This is a genomic window from Pseudomonas sp. R45(2017) (genome assembly GCF_002112305.1).
Classification (GTDB): Bacteria; Pseudomonadota; Gammaproteobacteria; order Pseudomonadales; family Pseudomonadaceae; genus Aquipseudomonas; species Aquipseudomonas paraglycinae.
In genome coordinates this window covers 366,354-384,847 of record NZ_NEHH01000004.1, presented here as the reverse complement: position 1 = coordinate 384,847, position 18,494 = coordinate 366,354, and the positions used below count along the sequence as shown (strand labels likewise).

The window sequence follows — 18,494 nt, the reverse complement described above, 5'->3', positions numbered from 1 at the left end:
CGCCATGCTGCGCCTTGACGCTGCATGGGCCGCGCCTTACCTTTGGCGCCCGGATTACTTCCATAATATTCATGCTAGGGATCGCCTCATGCTGCGCAAACTCTCACTGGCTGTCGCCGTGTCTTGTGCGTCCACCGCAACGGCCTGGGCAGCAGAAGCGCCTTTATCGACCAGGACCGATCTGGTCAGCGTCTATCAGGAAGCCGTCGACAACAACGCCGACCTGGCCGCTGCCCGCGCCCAGTACGGTGCGCAGAAAGAAGTGGTGCCCCAGGCCCGGGCCGGGCTACTGCCGAACCTGTCCGGCGGCGCTGAAGTCGCCAACGTGCGCACTTCGATCGACCAGCCCTCGGCCATCGCCAATCGCAGCGCGCACTCCTATCAGGCGACGCTGGCGCAACCGCTGTTCCGCGCCGACCGCTGGTTCCAGTACCAGGCCGCCAAGGACGTCAACGAGCAGGCCGCGCTGCAACTCTCGGCCACCGAGCAGAACCTGATCCTGCAAACCGCCGAAAGCTACTTCAACGTGCTGCGCAGCCAGGACAACCTGGCCTCGACCAAAGCCGAGGAAGCCGCGTTCAAGCGCCAGCTCGATCAGTCCAATGAGCGCTTCGATGTGGGCCTGTCGGACAAGACCGACGTGCTGCAATCGCAAGCCAGTTACGACACCGCGCGCGCCAACCGGATCGTCGCCCAGCGTCAGGTCGATGATGCGTTCGAAGCGCTGATCACCCTGACCAACCGCCAGTACAACTCGATCCAGGGCATCGTCCACACGCTGCCGATCCTGCCGCCGGCGCCGAACGACGCCAAGGCCTGGGTCGATACCGCCGCGAAACAGAACCTCAATCTGCTGGCCAGCAACTACGCGGTCAGCTCCGCCGAACAGACCCTGAAACAGCGCAAGGCCGGCCACCTGCCGACCCTCGACGCGGTGGCCAAATACGAGAAAGGCGACAACGACGCCCTCGGCTTCTCCAACCCGAACGCGTTCGGTACGCCGTACAGTGGCAACGTCGAGCAGAGCACCGTGGGCTTACAACTGAACATCCCGATCTACAGCGGCGGACTGACCAGCTCGCAAGTGCGCGAGTCGTACTCGCGGCTGGACCAGACCGAACAACAGCGTGAAGGCCTGCGCCGGCAAGTGGTGGAGAACACCCGCAACCTGCACCGCGCGGTGAACACCGACGTCGAGCAGGTGCAGGCGCGCCGCCAGTCGATCATCTCCAACCAGAGCGCAGTGGAAGCCACGGAAATCGGTTACCAGGTAGGTACGCGCAACATCGTCGACGTGCTCGACGCCCAGCGTCAGCTCTACACCTCGGTACGCAACTACAACAACACTCGCTACGACTACATCCTCGACAATCTGCGCCTGAAGCAGGCGGCGGGGACGTTGAACCCGGGTGATTTGCAGGATCTGACGCGTTATCTGAAAGCCGACTACAACCCGGACAAGGACTTCCTGCCGCCGGATCTGGCCAAGGCTGCGGAAGCGCAGCTCAAGGCCCGGCCTTAAACAAAAAACGCAGCCCTGAGGCTGCGTTTTTTTATGGGCGGTCGATCAACCTTCCCAGGCCATCGAGCAAACGTTGCAACGCGCCCTGATTGCGGCGCATCACGCTCAGCCCGGCGTCGGCCATGCGCTGTGCGTCGCGGGGCAGTTCGAACAGGCGCTGCACTTCTGTCGCCAGACCTTCGGCATCATCCACTTCGGCCAAGGCTCCGGCGCTGCGCAGTTGCGCGGCGATGTCGAGGAAGTTGAACAGATGCGGGCCGCTGATCACCGGTTTCGCCAGCGCTGCCGGTTCCAGCAGGTTGTGGCCGCCGTTGGGCACCAGGCTGCCGCCGACGAACGCGCTGTCGGCCAGGGCATAGAGAAACAGCAATTCGCCCATGGTGTCGCCGAGCAGCACCGACGTTGCAGCATCGACGCTCGCGCCGGTCGAACGACGCACCGTGGCAAAGCCTTCACGCTGGCACAACTCGAACACCGAGTTGAAACGCTCCGGATGGCGCGGCACCAGAATCAGCAGCGCATCGGGATGGTTGGCCAGCAAGCGACGGTGGGCATTCAGCACCACTTCATCTTCGCCTTCATGGGTGCTGGCGGCGATCCATACCGGTCGCTCCAGCGCCTGCCACTGGCCACGCAGTTCAGCAGCGCGTTGCAGCAGTTGCGGGTCGATGGTCAGGTCGAACTTGATCGAACCGGTTACTTCGACCGTCTCCGGGCGCGCACCGAGATCGCGGAAGCGCTGGGCTTCGGCCTCGGTCTGCACGGCGAACAGGCTCATCTCGGCGAGCATCGGCGCGGTCAGTTTGCTGAATCGGCCATAGCCTTTGGCCGAACGTTCGGACAGGCGCCCGTTGGCCAGCGCCACCGGAATCCTGCGTTTGGCGCATTGGTGAATGTGGTTGGGCCACAGTTCGGTTTCCATGATCACCGCCAGTTTCGGCTGCACGCGATCCAGAAAACGCGCCGCCGCGCAGGGCAAGTCATACGGCAAATAGCAGTGCTGGATGCGCGGCTCGTTGGCGAACAACGCGTGAATGCGCTCCGAGCCGGTCGGGGTCATACAGGTTACGGTAATCGGCAGCTGTGGATAACGTTGCAGCAGCGCGCGAATCATCGGCGCGGCGGCGATGCTTTCGCCCACCGACACGGCATGAACCCAGATGCCGCCCGGTTGCAGGGCCGGCATGCCATAGGAGAATCGTTCGCCAATCCGCTTGGCATACGCCGGCGCCTTGCGCGAGCGCAGCCACAGCCGAATCGCCACCAATGGCAGCCCCAGATAAAACAGCGCGGTGTAGAGAGTTCTATTCATGGCGGCGGAGTTTATCGGCTTTTGCCGCCGATCGCCCGCAGGTGTATGGCAAATCGCTCCGCCAGCCAACGGGCGGCTGGCCCGAGGGGTTCGTCGCGGCGCCAGACCAGCTCCACCACCAGCGCCGGCGGCGTCCATTCGCTGTCGAGTTCCACCATCAGGCCCTGATACGCCGAGTACTGCACCACGTGACGCGGCAGCCAGGCCCAACCGAGATCGCGCACCAGCCATTCGGCCATCACGTAGAAACTGTCGGCGCGCCAGACCTGCGGACTGGCCGGTTCGCTGCCGGGGTAGACGCTGGTCTGAGTCGACATCAGCAGTTGCCGATGCTGAGCAAGCTGCTGGCAGTTGACCCGTGACTGCGCCGCCAGCGGATGATTGACCCCGCAGACGGTGACCATTTCCACACTGCCCAGCACCCGGCGCTCCAGCGCTTCGGGGATTTCGTCGTGATAGAACAGCAACCCGAGATCGGCACGGCGCTCCACGAGTTTGCGCGAAACCTCGCCTTGGGCGGCGCTGGTCAGTTGCACCTCAAGACTGGGAAACTGCTCGGCCAGCGCGCCGAAGCTTTCCACCAGCGCCTGATAAGGCATCGCCTCATCCTGGGCAACCCGCAATTGCGCTTCCTGCCCGCGCATCATGGCCACGGCCCGACCGTTCAGGCGCTCGCACTGACGCAACACTTCACGCGCCTCTTCAAGCAAGGCTTCACCCGTTTCGGTGAGACTCGGCTGGCGACCGCTGCTACGCTCGAACAGACTGACGCCGAGGTCGTCCTCGAGCATGGCAATCGCGCTGCTGATCGCCGACTGCGCCTTGCGTTGCTGACGCGCCACGGCGGAAAACGAGCGTTGTTCGGCGACCGCAACAAACACCCGCAACTGCTCCAGATTCCACTGCATGCTCATCGGCCAACCCATCTTGTAAACAGATAGGTAATGACTTTACCCCATCTGGGGAGTCACTAGAATGCCGCCTCAGAAAGCAACGCTACACACGAGGATTTGAACATGAACGCTTACGTCTACCTGGCCATCGCCATCTGTGCCGAAGTGATCGCAACCGTTTCGATGAAAGCCGTCAAAGGCTTCAGCACGCCTTTGCCACTGGTGCTGGTCATCGTCGGCTACGCCATCGCGTTCTGGATGCTGACCCTGGTGGTGCGCAGCGTGCCGGTGGGCGTGGCCTACGCGGTGTGGGCCGGCATGGGCATCGTGATGGTCAGCGTCGCGGCGCTGTTCATCTACGGGCAAAAGCTGGATATCCCGGCGATGCTCGGGATGGCGCTGATCGTGCTCGGCGTGGTGGTGATTCAGCTGTTCTCGAAAACGGCCGGCCATTGATCCTGACATGAGCCCTTGCAGGTACTCGCTCCTGCAAGGGCTCATGCCTTCCCTCTGTTGATCATCGACAAATCCCCTTTTCCCCGAGTCTGTATACTGCGCCCTCGTCTTGAACACTGAGGTCGTTGCATGCCATCTCCAATTTCCACCGACGTGCTGATTGTCGGCGCGGGTGTCGCCGGTCTCTGGCTGAACGCGCGCCTGCGTCGCCAGGGTTTCTCGACCGTGCTGGTGGAAAACGCCAGCCTCGGCGGCGGGCAGAGTGTGAAGTCCCAGGGTATCATCCACGGCGGCGCCAAGTACGCGCTGCACGGTGCGCTGACCGGCGCCTCGGAAGCCATCGCCGACATGCCGCGCCGCTGGCGTGAAGCCCTGGCCGGCACCGGCGAACTGGACCTGACCGGCGTGCGCCTGCTGTCCGAAGCCCATTACCTGTGGTCGCCGGGCACCCTGGCCGGCAACCTCACCAGTTTCTTCGCCAGCAAAGCGGTGCGTGGCCGGGTCGATCAGGTCAAGGGCGATCAACTGCCGGCGGCCCTGCAAGACAAGCGTTTCAAGGGCAAGGTCTACCGCCTCGCCGAACTGGTGATCGATGTACCGAGCCTGATCCAGCGTCTGGCCGACCTGTCGGGCGACGGTCTGCTCGCCGGCCAGACCATCGAGCCGCTGCTGGAAAGCGGCGTACTGGTTGGCCTGAAAGTCGATGGCCGCGAGATTCGCGCCCAGCGCATCGTCCTCAGCGCCGGCGCCGGTACTGCCGACCTGCTGACTGCTTTGGGCCTGACTCATCCGGCCATGCAACGCCGGCCGCTGCACATGATCATCGCCAAGGGCCCGGGCCTGAAGCCGCTGTACGCGCACTGCCTGGGTGGCGGTACCAAACCGCGCATCACCGTGACCACCCACCCGGCCGCTGACGGCCAGTGGGTCTGGTATCTGGGCGGCGACATTGCCGAGTCCGAAGGCGTGGCCCGTGAGCCGGCCGAACAGATCGCCACCGCTAAAAAAGAACTTGGCCAGTTGTTGCCATGGATCGACCTGAGCACCGTGCAATGGGCGACCCTTCGCGTCGATCGCGCCGAACCGCTGCAAACCGGTCTTACCCGTCCAGACAACGCCTTCCTCGCTGAAGAAGGTCGCCTGCTGGTCGGCTGGCCAACCAAACTGGCCCTGGCTCCGGATTTCGCTGACCGCGTGATCGCGTCCCTCGAACGCGACGGCATCCAGCCAAGCCACCCGGCTCCGCTGCCCGAGCTGCCAAAACCACCGATGGGCGTTCCCGCCTGGGAGCAACTGCTGCCATGAGCCTGCCGACCCTGCACGATCTGCATCGCCCGCTGGGCAGCACCGGCCTGCTGGTTTCGCCACTGGGCCTGGGCACCGTCAAACTCGGCCGCGACCAGGGCGTGAAATACCCCAACGGCTTCCAGATCCCCGACGATGACGCTGCGCGCATGTTGCTCAAACAGGCGCGGGAGCTGGGCATCAACCTGATCGACACCGCACCGGCCTATGGCCGCAGCGAGGAACGTCTCGGCCCGCTGCTGCGCGGTCAGCGTCAGGACTGGGTGATCGTCAGCAAGGTCGGCGAAGAATTTGTCGACGGCCAGTCGACCCACGACTTCAGCGCCGCCCACACGCGGATGTCGGTGGAGCGCAGCCTGCAACGTCTTGAAACCGATTTTATCGACCTGGTGCTGGTGCACTCCGACGGTAACGATCTGGCGATCCTCAACGACAGCGAAGTCTACGCAACCCTCGCGGCACTCAAGGCCGAGGGCAAGATTCGCGGCTTCGGCTTTTCCGGCAAAACCGTCGACGGTGGCCTCAAAGCACTGGAGCAAGGCGACTGTGCGATGGTCACCTACAATCTGAACGAACAAAACGAGAAGGCGGTCATTGACTATGCTGCTGCCCACGGCAAAGCCATTCTGGTGAAAAAGGCACTGGCCAGCGGTCATGTGTGCCTGAGTCCCGGCGTGGATCCGGTGCGCGCCAGCTTCGAGTTGCTGTTCGCCCAGCCCGGCGTGGCCAGTGCCATTGTCGGGACAATCAATCCGCTGCACCTCGCCCATAACGTTGCGACCGTTGCCCAGGTCCTTCGTGGTCACTGACGCCGCCTCGCGGCCTTAAGCAGGAGCCGACATGCCGCGTACGCTCATCAGAAAGAACCCGAGCAACTTCAAGACGCTGCCGCTGTTCGTCGAAGCCACGCCGGAAGGCCTGACCTACCAGAGCGTCGGCATGCCGCTGAATTTTGCCCAGACCCTGCAGCGACGCAAACCGGTCAGCGTGGCCGACGCCGAGCGGTTTGCGCTGGAGCTGGCCAACCTAGGCGTTTCGGTGCGTCTGACCCTGCACTGGCAGAATCGCGATTACTGGGTGCTGGTGCGCCAGCGTCGGCAGGATCGCGGCGATGTGGTGCTCAAGCTGATTTCCGGTTACGTGCCGGCCCATGAGCTGAACATTCCGCTGCACACAGCGATCCAGGAGATCGCCGAAGAATGCCTGCTGGAAACCCCGGAAGGCTGGCTCGGCGGGCGCTTCAATGACACCTGGCTGCCGGCGCCGTATGCCTCGGCGCTGCATTATCGCGAGGCTCTGCCCTTTCGCCTGACGCCGCTGTCCGGTTCGGCACGGCCGGTGCGCTGCGCCAATCTGCAATTGCTTGAACGGCCGCGGGCCTACGTGCATTTGCCGACCGCGTCCCTGCAATTGATCTACGACCTGCGGCTGGACGTGCCCAAGGAAGCCAAGAACCTCAGCCTGTTCCATGTCGATGAACGGCTGGAAGGCGATCAACTGGTCGCCCGACTCGACCGCAAGCGCCCCGATCTGTACTTGATGCCGTTGCAGGACGGCGAACCGCTGCCCGAGCTGTACACGCTGAAGAAAGGTCAGTTGTACCCGGCGGGCACTCGCGGTCTGTACCTGGCGGAAAGTTTCGCCCGGCAGGACGGCTGGCTGGTGCGCGACGAGCGTATTCGCTGGAAGGACTGGCTGCGCCAGCAGGGTCTGACCCCACCGCCCAAGGACACCGGGCTGGCGCGCTTGCGCGGCAAGGCCAAGCAACTGCTGAAGAAGATCGTGCCACGCAAGAAAGTTAACTCCTGAACGGCAAAAGACCGCGCCTGCGAGTGACTCCGGAGAGTCATCACAGGCGCGGTCTTTATGTTTGCATCACTCGGATTTGCGGATTTTTTCCACAATCGCCGTGGTCGAGCTGTTTTCCACCAGCCCCAGCACTTTAACGGTGCCGCCGTAGGCTTTGACGATATCCGCGCCGACAACCTGGTCGATGCCGTAATCGCCGCCCTTCACCAGCACGTCCGGCTTGACCTCGCGCAGCAGGTTTTCCGGGGTGCCCTCAGCGAAGCTGATCACCCAGTCCACCGCGCCGAGACCGGCGAGAACCGCCATGCGCCGGTCAACGCTGTTGATCGGACGGCCCGGCCCTTTCAGGCGGCTGACCGAAGCATCGTCGTTGATCGCGACGATCAGGCGATCGCCCTGGGCCCGCGCCTGCTCGAGGTAGGTCACGTGGCCGGCGTGCAGGATGTCGAAGCAGCCGTTGGTGAACACGATCTTCTCGTTGTGCGCACGGGCATCGGCGACTGCCAGCAGCAGTTGCTCCAGACCCAGCACGCCGCGCTCGGAACCTTCTTCACGCTGGATGGCGCGACGCAGCTCAGGGGCGCTGATCGCCGCGGTACCCAGCTTGCCGACGACGATGCCCGCCGCCAGATTGGCCAGCGCCACCGCGTGCGGCAGTTCTTCGCCAGCGGCAATTGCGGCTGCCAGGGTGGAAATCACCGTGTCGCCGGCGCCGGTCACGTCGAACACTTCACGGGCCCGTGCAGGCAAATGCAGCGCCGGATGATCCGGACGCAACAGGGTCATGCCGTGTTCGCCACGGGTCACCAGCAGCGCGCCGAGATCCAGGTCGTGCATCAGCGTTGCGCCCTTGGTCACCAGCTCGTGCTCATCGGCGCAACCGCCGACGATGGCTTCGAACTCGCTGAGGTTCGGGGTGATCAGGCTCGCGCCACGGTAAATCGAGAAATCCTTGCCCTTCGGGTCGGCCAGCACCGGAATGCCTTTGGCACGGGCGGCCTGGATCAGCGCATGATGGTTTTTCAGGGCGCCCTTGCCGTAGTCGGACAGCACCAGCACCTTGATGCCTTCGAGCAGATCGTCGACCTGCGCGCCGAGGGCCAGTGCGTCGGTGGCGAACGGTTCTTCGAAGTCGATACGCAGCAATTGCTGGTGCCGGCTCATGACCCGCAGCTTGACGATGGTCGGCTGGTGCGCGATGCGCTGGAACAAGGCTCTCACGCCCGCACCCTTGAGGCTGTTGCTCAGGCTGTCGGCGGCTTCGTCGTCACCGGTCACACCGACCAGCGACGCCGGCGCACCCAGCGCGGCAATGTTCAAGGCAACGTTAGCGGCACCGCCCGGGCGGTCTTCGATTTGCTCGACTTTAACGACAGGAACCGGCGCCTCAGGGGAAATCCGTGAGGTACCACCATGCCAGTAACGGTCGAGCATGACATCGCCGACCACCAAGACAGGGGCTTGATCGAATCGCGGCATGGACAACTTCATGGAGCAACCCACATACAAAATGAACAGGGGCGCGATATTAACACAGGGTTGGCGAAGGCTTGTGCGGCGGCTGCAACAGGATGAAACAGCTGGCTTTTTTGCTCATTTTTTAAGCAGAAAAGCCGCCAGCAGCTCGCAGGCTTCTCTCGGCTCGACCGTTTCCGTATCGATCCGGCATTCCGCCGCCGAGGGTTCTTCGTAAGGGCTGTCGATACCCGTGAACTGCTTGATCCGGCCCTCTCGCACGGCCTGGTACAGACCTTTCGGGTCCCGGCGCTCACACACCTTCAGCGACGTGCTCACATGCACTTCGATAAAGTCGCCCTCGGCAAACAGTTGCCGCGCAGCGTCCCGCTCGGCCCGAAACGGCGAGATCGCCGCGACGATGACGATCAGGCCGGCGTCAACCATCAGCCGGGCCACTTCAGCCATGCGCCGGATATTTTCCCGACGACTCGCATCGTCCATTCCCAGGTCCCGGCACAAACCGTTGCGCACGTTATCGCCGTCGAGCAAAAACGTGTGCAGGCCGAATTCATGCAAATGCACTTCCAGGGTGTTGGCCAACGTCGATTTGCCGGCACCGGACAATCCGGTCAGCCACAGGCAGCGAGGATGCTGGGCCTTGAGCGCGGCTCTGTCCCGAGCAGACAGCGTGAAGCTGTATGGGCGAATGGCCGATGCGGTCGCCAGACCGGGCAACACTTCATTCATAACCGAGCAACTCATAGTCACGTTGATAGACCCGACGTACCAGACGCCGGGTTCGCAAGGTACAGAACTCTCGCGCCTTGGTCGGCTGGCGCAGCACGGAAACGTTGACGTGTGGCAGCTGACACACCATCCCCAACTGCTCGCAGACAATCTGAAAATCCCGCTCCAGGTGCTCCTGATAGCCGATGAAATCCATGGCCAGATGGCCCAGCGAGTCGGTCAAAAAATCGCTCTGTGCGGCAAAATGCAGTTGTCGCGAGATCGTCTCCGTATGCAGCCAGCGGGCAATGAAATCGTCGAAGTCCCGGTACTGCCGAACCAGTTGCTGCGCGGCATGATCACGCCCGCTCAACGTATTGCCGTGGAGAAACGCATAAGCCGAATACGCCCGCTCCAGAGGATCTCGTACGAAAGCAAACTTGTACGCAGCGGCATACTGCTCGGGAAACTGCTGCTCGTACCAGTACAGCGGCAGGTGACCCGGAGTCCTGCCGTTGAACATCGCCGTACAGATACTGCTGCCGGCGCATTTGGGCACGTGGATAAACAGACAGGAACGCTGCGCGAACGATGGGGGGTAGTGCCGATTCGCAGACATCGACTTGTTCACGACCTGACGGTCCACGACTGACAGTCGATCCAGCAGAAATTGCCGCTGTGCCTTGGGCAACAGCTTCCAGAGATAACGTTGCAGCATCGCAGTACCCACGCGAAAGGGATGGCCCTCTCGATTGAAGTCAAAGTTCGTTCGAGAACCTTAACAAGCGTGTTACCGGGATTTATTCAAGTTTGGTCAAGAAGCGTAAAGAAACGGATACATATCTCGGAAGCGCATTGCACGCCCCGAAGGGCGACAGGATGGGGCAGTCCCATCCTGTCGTCGGGATCAGGCGATGTCTTCAGCCGGAGCATCCAGGCCCATCGCATGCAGACGCGAGTAGTAGCCGTTCTGCGCCAGCAACTGTGCGTGGGTGCCACGTTCGACAATCTGGCCCTGATCCATCACCAGAATCAGATCGGCCTTCTCGATCGTCGAGAGGCGATGAGCGATGACCAGCGTGGTGCGGCCCTTCATGACGTGATCCAGCGCTGCCTGAATGTGCCGCTCGGATTCGGTATCCAGTGCCGATGTCGCCTCATCGAGAATCAGCAGCGGTGCATTCTTCAACAACGCCCGTGCTATCGCCAGGCGCTGACGCTGACCGCCAGACAGCAACACGCCATTTTCCCCGACCTGGGTGTCCAGGCCTTCGGGCATTTGCGAGATGAAGTCCATTGCGTAGGCGTCGGTAGCGGCCTTTTCGATATCGGCCCGGGGGGCACCGGCCAGGTCGCCGTAGGCGATGTTGTTGGCAATCGTGTCGTTGAACAGGGTCACATGCTGGGTGACCTGTGCAACGTGGCGACGCAGGTTGCGCAATCGGTAATCTTCGATCTCGACGTCATCGAGCAGAATCTCCCCGATATCGTGATGATAGAAACGCGGAATCAGGCTGGCGAGAGTCGACTTGCCGCTACCGGAGCGACCCACCAGTGCGATCATCTGGCCTGGCGCCGCACTGAAGTTGATGTTCTTCAGCACTTCGCGCTCGGTGCCCGGGTAAGTGAAACTGAGGTTGCGTACCTGCAGATGGCCGCTGACCCGGTCACGCTCCACCGTACCGTTATCCACTTCAGGTTCTACGTCCAGTTGCTCGAAAATGCTTTCGGCACCGGCAACCCCTTTCTGGATGGTCGAACTGACCTCCGACAACTGCCGGATCGGCTTGGGCAGCAGACCCGCGGCCGTGATGTACGCCACCAGATCACCGGCCGTGGCATCGCCACGCAGGAACAGCACCAGGAACATCAGCACGGCCATGGCGCTGTAGATCACCAGCTGCAGCATGGGCGTATAGACCGCTCCGGTCTTGGTCATGCGCAATTGCTTGTCGGTGTTGCTCTGGCTGGCAGCGGCAAAGCGGCGCTCTTCATAGCTCTCGCCACCAAAACTGCGCACCACGCGATAGCCCTGGATGGTTTCGGAAGCCACGTGAGTCACGTCGCCCATGGCCACCTGGATCTTCTTGCTCTGCTTGCGGAATTTCTTGCTGGTACTCCCCACCATTAAGGCAATCAACGGAAGGATCGCCAGCATGACGAGGGTCAGCTTCCAGTTCATCCAGAGCAGATAGGCGAACAGAAACACCACCGTCAGGCCTTCACGGATAACCACCTTGATGGCATCGGTGGCGGCACCGGTCACCATGGTCACGTTGAACGTGATGCGCGAAATCAGATGCCCTGAATTATGGGTGTCGAAATAACGATTGGGCAGCACCAGCAGTTTGTTGAACAACTCGATGCGCAGGTCATGCACCAGTCCCAGCGATACTTTCGCCAGATAAAAGTTGCCGAGAAACGACCCCAGACCCTGCCAGGCAGCGATCAGAATGATCAGCAACGGCACGGCCATCAACAACTGCAGGTCCTTGAGATAAGGAACATTGGGAAAGAGCACCGCTTCGGGATTGCTCAGGCCATCGACAAAATATTTGAGTATTCCCGCCAGCATTGGCTGGGTGGAGGCAAAAATCACGAAGCCCACGATACTCAGAAGGAAAAGGCCGATATAGGGCTTTACGTACCCCAACAGCCGAAAGTAGATCTTCAGGCTGGAATCCTGTTCCGCTTTGGGCGGTACGTCACTCATCGTAGGGCTCACTGATTAGGAAGAACGCGAAATTTTATCACAGGCACCGGGATTGGCCCGAGCCCATACCAAAACACTGGCCAGACCAATAGGCAACCAGCTTACAAACCACTCGGCCCTTGGGGTTCCGGTCAGGCTGGCGGCGTCGAATTGCATGGCCAGGCTCGAGAACAGCCAAATGCCAATGATGCCCCGCCCGTAGAGGGTTTCCCGGGCTTTCCATGCCTGGCACAAGACGGCAATCCAGATTGCACACCACAACAGCAAGCCTGGCAGGCCCAGCTCGATAGCGACATGGGTGAACAGATTATGGGCATGGTCAAAATACATGCCCGAAGCAAACACTTTGTAGTCGCCACCAAGACCCAGCCCACGCAGGGGGTGCTCGGCGATCATTTGCAGGCAGGCCATCAGAATCTGCGGTCGGTAGGAAACGCCGCGCGCCATGACCAACGGCTCGAACAACACGAAAGCCAGCATGGCGACAACCAACGCGCACGCCGCAATTGCACGGCTGCGGCGGTCACCGCACCAGATCGGCATGGCAAGCAGCGTGAGAAACAATGCCAATGCGGCGCCGCGACTCTGGCTGAGCAGTACGAACATACCCAGAAACGTCATCGCGATGACCCAGACAATCTGCATCCGCCCGGTTTGTGGTGGCCACAGAACAAGCCATACCGCCGCCAGGCCGATGACATAGCCCCCGAGGATCGGGTGGGCCAGCTCGCCCAGGCCTTCCACGCGCGCCATCAGGACATTGCCATCGAGAAGGTAGAATTTGACGATAGCCGCGATTGCCGTGGCCGCCAGCCCGATGCCACCCCATTGCATGATGCGAATCACACGGTCGGGTCTGCCATTGGCAAAAACCGGAAAGAACAGAAGAAAAACCACGATATACAGCAACCGCTTGGCCTCGCGCCCGCTGTCCGCGGCGTTCGTCCATGAAAGACTGATCAAAGACCAGGCCAGAAGCCCGAGCATCGGCAGCCAGATCCAGCGCTGTTCATGAAACATCTCCCTGAGCCGGGCCCGTGCAGACCAGGAAAAGACCAGCGCAGGTATCCAGAGCAATACGACCAGGCCTTGCTGATAGGCTTTGTTGGTAGGCGCAATGGCAATGGCTAACAGAAACCACAACAGACCTGTCGACATCCATGCTTTCGCCCAACGTGTTTCTTGCATCAAACTGCTCCTGATAGAGTTCACCCACCCAGCCCGGCATGGTTAAAGCTGAAACTTTTCGGCATCATTGCCCGCCACAGCGCCCCGTTCTTCCCACAAGGCTTTTCACGATGCAATTTTCCCGGCTGCCAGAGGCCACTTTGAATCAAATGATTGACGGTGCCAGAATCCTGGAGGCCGATAGCTACGGGCCGAAAGTCTACCTGTTGCAGGATGGGAATATTCTGAAACTGTTCCGCCGCAAACGGTTTTTTTCATCCGCACTGTGGCGCCCCTACTCGAAACGCTTCATCGATAACGCCGTCGGACTGCAAAAACTGGGCGTTCCAACCCTTCAGGTCCTGCAGCTTTATAAACTGCAAGCTCCTGGCATGACAGCTGTGCTCTACCAGCCATTGCCGGGAGAGACCTTGCGCCAGATTGCCAGCAAGGAAGGTTTTTCGTGGCAGCAGGCATTGCCAGACCTGGCCGGTCTGATCCGCAATCTTCATGAATCGGGGATCTATTTTCGTTCGCTGCACCTGGGCAACATTGTGGTGACGCCCGACAACTGCATGGGCCTGATCGATGTAGCAGACTTGCGTTTTTTGCGGGCGCCGTTGCCCCGGTATCTGGTCAAGCGCAACCTGCAGCATTTCGCTCGCTATATTGAACGCGAGAAGCTGAACGAAACCTTTCCGATGCACGCACTGGAAAAGGCCGTAATGCCTTCATGAAAGCAGGTCGTGGGCAGCCTGGCTGAAATCGAGCCAGGCCTGGTCAGGCGCCAGCGCCTGATATTGCTCGGCGGCGACTGTTTCGGCCGATGCGCTGAACGCCCTCAGGATCGCGTCACGCCAGGCGGCCACATCCTGAACGGGGGCATACCAGCCGGTATCGGCCAACTGTTCGCGAAACACCTCCAGCTCACTGGATAAAACCGGAACACCCGCCATGACGGCTTCCTGCATGATCAGCCCCAGGCCTTCATTCAGCGACGGCATGGCAACCCAATCGAATGCCCGGTAAAGCTGAGCCGCATCATCCAGATGCCCCGGCAGCAAGACCTTGCCACGCAATTGCAACTCATCGATCCGCGCCTCCAGCACAGCGCGCCCCGTGCCTTCACCGAGAATCACCAACTGCAGATCAGGTCGCTGAAGCAAGGCTTCGGCGAAAGCGTCGAGCAGGCAACCAAACCCCTTGCCCGCGACCAGTCGCCCAACAGCTCCCAATACCGGTTTGTCCAGCGCAAGACCCAATCGCGCTCGCGCCTGCTCCCGAGGGAGAAGGTCGGCACGAAACGCCAGAGGATCGAAAGCGCTGCGCAACGTCATGACCTGAATCTGCAAGTCCTGACACAACGACGCCGCGAGGGTGTTCGAGACTGCAACCAGCGTCAGTTGCGAGGAGGGAATTCGTTTGAAGAGCGCGCGATCCGCAGGATGAAGCCGCGTCGAACCATGAAAGACCACCACCGCACGAACGTCGGGCATGGCTTCGATGACAGGCAGCAATGTACGTGCTACGCCAAGGCCATCGAGGAGCACCACGCGTGCACCGCTGTTTTTGAGGGCTTTGTGAAATCTGGAACGCATCCAGGGCCTCGTCAGCCGCCAGAAATGCCGCCCTTTCAACCGGGCGGAGGACAGCCCCCACTCCGTCACTTCGCCAACGCTCAGCCCACCTTCGCAGGCGCGGCCTTGAAGCAACCAGGTTTGAACCGGCTCCGACGAAGCGGCCTGAGACAGGATCTGTTGATGCACCTTATGAGTTGAGGCAAACGGAGCACCCCCGGCCCACATGACGTTGAGAATACTCATAGGGAACGAAGCCAATACCTGGGTTTCTGGAAAAAAGCTGCGGTGCATTTAATTGATGAACCAGCCAATACAGACTCCCAACAGCAAAGACAATACGAACTTTATCTGTTCGCGACGACTGCGGCGCGCCTTGCGCTGACGCTCGACAGCCGTTTGCACATGCAGACCGAAACCCGTGTGCATGACGGCGTCCGCTTCCAGCGTCATGGCCGTCAGATTCAAGTCTGCGTAGCGAATGGACAGCGCCTTCTCCCCACTGAATCCGGCAAAAGGTGCGCACAAGCGGTATTCCTTCATCCGGCGCAAGCCAGGATTCAGCGAAAAGCCCTGCCACTCAGGCTTGTCGGACACCAACGGGTAACAAGCTACCCCGCCGACGATCTCCCGCGTCTCCAGCCGAATGTAAGGACTGTGCACCCGCAAGTCATGATTATAGCTACGCAGCCAGACCTGCAGAATTTCCGGGCGCAGGTCGAGAATGGTCCTGGAGTCTTCCACAAATCCCGGGCGATAGAATTCCCAGTCGTCTTCGCAATGGAAGACATAGGGTGTGGTGACATGTGCGTAAGCCAAGTCGATTGATGCCAGCTGCCCCAGCTTCGGGCGATTGATGAATACGGTGCAATGCTCCTTCCAATGAGCAGGAATCACAGCGTGCACACCTTCATCCCCCGCATCCTCCGTGATGAACACTTCACGGATGGGAGCGGTATTGAACCGGTCGAAGCTCTCAAGCGTTATCTTGAGCAGATCCATTCGACCACAGCTGGTGACCACCAGGGTGATGTCACTTTCTTGAGTAAATTGCACCGGAATCTCAATTAGGTAAAAGTCGCCAGCAATATCGATTGCCGGGTAGTGCTTGTCAAATGCCCAGCTTCAGACGCACCTTTTCCAGAAGGCTCAGCGGCGCACGAGCCCGCAGTTCTGGCTTAAGTTCCTCGACGATACGTTGGCCGATTCGTGCAAAGCTGAACTGACTGACCGCGAGCTCCCGACCGTTGCGCGCAATTCGCGGCGCCAGTTCCGGATCGCTGCGCAATACGGCCAGCTTCTCCTGAAGCTGTGCGATGTCCCTGTAGAACACCACGTTGTGCATGTCCTTCAACCCCAGGGCCTGACTTTCCTCTGCCCCCTGATCAAACGCCAGCAATACACAACCGCAGGCCATCGCTTCGAAATTCTTGATCATGAATTCGCCCATGCCAACGTCGGCGCTGACAAAAAAGCGGATTCGGTTGAGCGTGTCGCGGTATTCCTCTCCGGATTTTGTACGAGTGACCACCAGAGGCTCGACGCGCCCCAACTCGTCGAGCAAGGCTTTGCGACCGCTGTAGGCAACACTGTTGGTGCTACCCACGAAAGCCAGCTCGATATCCCGCTCGCGCCCCTGATCTTCAAGTTGTGACTGGTCGTAGCCCTTGGGCACGAAGACGGCGTCGAAGCCCTCCTGACGAAGGCGCTCGGTGACCACGAAGCCGGAGCTGATCACCCGCGCCCACGGCAAGCGGCGGTAATGCGCGCTGAACTTACCGGTGTATTTGCACGGAATGTAATTCTGGTAGGCATCGTGTTCCAGAATCACCAGATTGGGGATCGTGCGGATAAATCCGACCTGACGGATTTCCTGCTTGAAACGAAGGAAAAACACGATGCGGTCATATTGCGTAACGTCGACTTCGCGCCGGAAATAGCGACGCAGATTGCGCTGTTCATCGCTGCTCAGCCACCGCAGATCGCACTCGCAATGTGCCGCAACACCTTCGTACAAGCGATCCAGAATCGCCCGCTGATCTTTCTGCACCAGAAATAAAACTTTCATCGTCTTCCTTGCCGCGACAGGCAAACAGAGCAACGCCTGAAGGTCTTTCCGCTCGAAAGCGGACGTACTTCAGGCCCGTACCATCTATAAACGCCAGAACAGTTCATGGCGTCGTACAGCCTTGCGGAAAAATTCGTTTTCACCGTAGGGCGAGCCCGCACGCCCCGCAAGCAGGCGCTGCAGGCCGCGCCGCAGGCGACGCTTGAACGGAGCCGGTGGTTGCAGGTCGTGCATCATGCCCAAGGCCATGGCTTTGTCACGTTGCTGCGAGAGCGTCAACGGCACGCACAATGGCTGCATCGGTTGCGACGAGTCGAATGTCGGCGGCAGGGCGATACCTTGCCCGCTATCACCCATCGGCCAGCGATCGTTATCGTGCAGGTGGTTGGCGTAGCCGAGCAGGACCGGTTGCCAGTCAAGACCACGCAAGACTTCCAGCACGGCTTCCTGGGCGCAGATGTGATCGGGATGCGGATCGAGCGTCGGATGCGGCAGCACGATCACATCCGGGCGCGCGCGGGACAGCACGTCACGCAGGTCGGCCAGCAGATTGTTCCAGGTCGGCGCGCCATCGGCATCACCGGGCAAGGCAAACGGATTCAGCTGACGAAACATCCGTGTATCACTCAAATCAGCTTCCCGCGAACCCACCGGCTGATTCGGCGCAGCCTGCATCGCCGCCAGTTGCAGGCAGAAATACCCGAGCTGCACGCAGTGCTCCTGCGGTACGCCGGCCCAGCGCGGTACGGCAAGACTGTCCCAGGCACGCAGGCGCCCCTTTAGCCGCGCCGCCTCGACCTTGTTCAGGCCCATCTGTTGATAATGTTCGGCTTCGATCTCGCCGGCGGTCAGCGTCACGATCCAGGCTTCACTGGCCTGGCTGTACAGACCGTAGGCGGCGAGTTCCGCATCGTCGGCGTGAGGGGCGATGACCATCACCCGCTGCTGGCGGTAGTCCGGCTGCTCCAGTGCCCACAGCACCGGCTCGCCGGAGACCCGGCAAAAGCGCCCGCGCAGACGCAACTGGCCTTGCGACAAGGCCTGCGCCTGCCCGCTGAGGTTCAGATAACGCAGACCGTTGACGCCACGTTCGAACGTCTGCGCATCGGGATGGGTGCCCCCGGCCAACTCGACCCGAGGATCGAAGAAGCGTCCCAGAAAGCTGCTTTTGACATTCACCGCGAGGATCAGCGTAGCGTCGTCCATCAGCATCACGCCTTCGTCGAGGCGCAATTGCTCGCCGTTCAAATGCACTTTTGGCTGCGGGGTAAACGGCGGAAAGCTGTATTGGTAATCGTCTTTCGGCGAATAGAACAGGTGATCGGCGAACCACGCTTCGTGAGCGATCCAGCCAACCACTGCCAGCACCAGCGGCAACCACCAGGCCACCAGCACACCGAGAGCGATCAACACGACCAGTGCGATCAACAGGCCGATGCGTTTATTGCGCCGGTGGCGCTTGAGCAATTGCTGTTTGCGGCTCATGGG

The 18,494-nt window shown here is 60.9% G+C and carries 17 protein-coding genes; 6 read left to right on the top strand and 11 right to left on the bottom strand.

Annotated elements, in window-relative coordinates; all coding sequences use genetic code 11:
• Window positions 1-88 precede the first annotated feature (88 nt).
• Window positions 89-1,522, top strand: a complete 1,434-nt coding sequence (locus CAF74_RS11825) for a TolC family outer membrane protein (protein WP_085746481.1) — start codon at window positions 89-91, stop codon at window positions 1,520-1,522.
• 31 nt (window positions 1,523-1,553) lie between these two features.
• Here the strand turns inward: CAF74_RS11825 and waaA are convergent, their stop codons facing one another.
• Both waaA and CAF74_RS11815 read right to left on the bottom strand, forming a co-directional pair.
• Window positions 1,554-2,834, bottom strand: a complete 1,281-nt coding sequence (waaA, locus tag CAF74_RS11820; RefSeq protein ID WP_085746480.1) for a lipid IV(A) 3-deoxy-D-manno-octulosonic acid transferase — start codon at window positions 2,832-2,834, stop codon at window positions 1,554-1,556.
• Between the two features lie 11 nt (window positions 2,835-2,845).
• Entirely contained in the window at window positions 2,846-3,748 is a 903-nt protein-coding gene (locus tag CAF74_RS11815) for a LysR family transcriptional regulator (protein WP_007952236.1), read from the bottom strand.
• Window positions 3,749-3,850: 102 nt separating this feature from the next.
• Between CAF74_RS11815 and CAF74_RS11810 the strand changes: the two genes are divergently transcribed.
• The 4 genes from CAF74_RS11810 (at window position 3,851) to CAF74_RS11795 (ending at window position 7,297) form a co-directional block, all read left to right on the top strand.
• Window positions 3,851-4,183 carry a multidrug efflux SMR transporter gene (locus CAF74_RS11810; RefSeq protein WP_007952237.1) on the top strand — a complete coding sequence of 111 codons (333 nt, stop codon included), beginning with the start codon at window positions 3,851-3,853 and terminating at the stop codon, window positions 4,181-4,183.
• A 129-nt stretch (window positions 4,184-4,312) separates the two neighbouring features.
• Window positions 4,313-5,488, top strand: a complete 1,176-nt coding sequence (locus CAF74_RS11805) for an FAD-binding oxidoreductase (protein ID WP_085746479.1) — start codon at window positions 4,313-4,315, stop codon at window positions 5,486-5,488.
• A complete protein-coding gene (locus tag CAF74_RS11800; RefSeq protein ID WP_011332151.1) occupies window positions 5,485-6,297 on the top strand; it encodes an aldo/keto reductase in 813 nt (270 codons plus the stop codon). The genes CAF74_RS11805 and CAF74_RS11800 overlap by 4 nt, the downstream gene beginning before the upstream one ends.
• Window positions 6,298-6,328: 31 nt before the next feature.
• Window positions 6,329-7,297 (top strand): hypothetical protein, encoded by a 969-nt coding sequence (locus tag CAF74_RS11795; protein ID WP_007952240.1) that lies wholly within the window; start codon window positions 6,329-6,331, stop codon window positions 7,295-7,297.
• A gap of 66 nt (window positions 7,298-7,363) precedes the next feature.
• Here CAF74_RS11795 and hldE read toward each other — a convergent pair whose 3' ends face one another.
• From hldE to CAF74_RS11770, 5 genes are all read right to left on the bottom strand, one after another.
• Complete coding sequence (hldE, locus tag CAF74_RS11790) at window positions 7,364-8,788, bottom strand: bifunctional D-glycero-beta-D-manno-heptose-7-phosphate kinase/D-glycero-beta-D-manno-heptose 1-phosphate adenylyltransferase HldE (RefSeq protein ID WP_085746478.1); 1,425 nt, start codon at window positions 8,786-8,788, stop codon at window positions 7,364-7,366.
• 102 nt (window positions 8,789-8,890) lie between these two features.
• Window positions 8,891-9,502, bottom strand: a complete 612-nt coding sequence (gene cysC, locus CAF74_RS11785) for an adenylyl-sulfate kinase (RefSeq protein ID WP_085746477.1) — start codon at window positions 9,500-9,502, stop codon at window positions 8,891-8,893.
• On the bottom strand, window positions 9,495-10,199 hold the full coding sequence (locus CAF74_RS11780) for a sulfotransferase family 2 domain-containing protein (RefSeq protein WP_085746476.1): 705 nt from the start codon (window positions 10,197-10,199) through the stop codon (window positions 9,495-9,497). Before CAF74_RS11780 ends, cysC begins: the two co-directional genes overlap by 8 nt.
• A 189-nt stretch (window positions 10,200-10,388) precedes the next feature.
• Window positions 10,389-12,194 carry a lipid A export permease/ATP-binding protein MsbA gene (gene msbA / locus CAF74_RS11775; protein ID WP_085746475.1) on the bottom strand — a complete coding sequence of 602 codons (1,806 nt, stop codon included), beginning with the start codon at window positions 12,192-12,194 and terminating at the stop codon, window positions 10,389-10,391.
• Window positions 12,195-12,209: 15 nt separating this feature from the next.
• Window positions 12,210-13,382: an O-antigen ligase gene (locus tag CAF74_RS11770; RefSeq protein WP_085746474.1), complete on the bottom strand. Its 1,173-nt coding sequence runs from the start codon at window positions 13,380-13,382 to the stop codon at window positions 12,210-12,212.
• A 110-nt stretch (window positions 13,383-13,492) separates the two neighbouring features.
• On the opposite strand from CAF74_RS11770, the gene CAF74_RS11765 reads away from it, so the two are divergent.
• A complete protein-coding gene (locus tag CAF74_RS11765; RefSeq protein WP_085746473.1) occupies window positions 13,493-14,098 on the top strand; it encodes a toluene tolerance protein in 606 nt (201 codons plus the stop codon).
• Here CAF74_RS11765 and CAF74_RS11760 read toward each other — a convergent pair.
• From CAF74_RS11760 to CAF74_RS11745, 4 genes are all read right to left on the bottom strand, one after another.
• A complete protein-coding gene (locus CAF74_RS11760) occupies window positions 14,093-15,184 on the bottom strand; it encodes a glycosyltransferase (protein ID WP_085746472.1) in 1,092 nt (363 codons plus the stop codon). The two genes, CAF74_RS11765 and CAF74_RS11760, sit on opposite strands and share 6 nt — an antisense overlap.
• Window positions 15,185-15,232: 48 nt before the next feature.
• Entirely contained in the window at window positions 15,233-15,994 is a 762-nt protein-coding gene (locus CAF74_RS11755; protein ID WP_085746471.1) for a hypothetical protein, read from the bottom strand.
• A 55-nt stretch (window positions 15,995-16,049) separates the two neighbouring features.
• Window positions 16,050-17,006: a glycosyltransferase gene (locus CAF74_RS11750; protein ID WP_085746470.1), complete on the bottom strand. Its 957-nt coding sequence runs from the start codon at window positions 17,004-17,006 to the stop codon at window positions 16,050-16,052.
• An 84-nt stretch (window positions 17,007-17,090) separates the two neighbouring features.
• Entirely contained in the window at window positions 17,091-18,491 is a 1,401-nt protein-coding gene (locus CAF74_RS11745) for a PIG-L family deacetylase (RefSeq protein ID WP_085746469.1), read from the bottom strand.
• Between the last annotated feature and the right edge of the window lie 3 nt (window positions 18,492-18,494).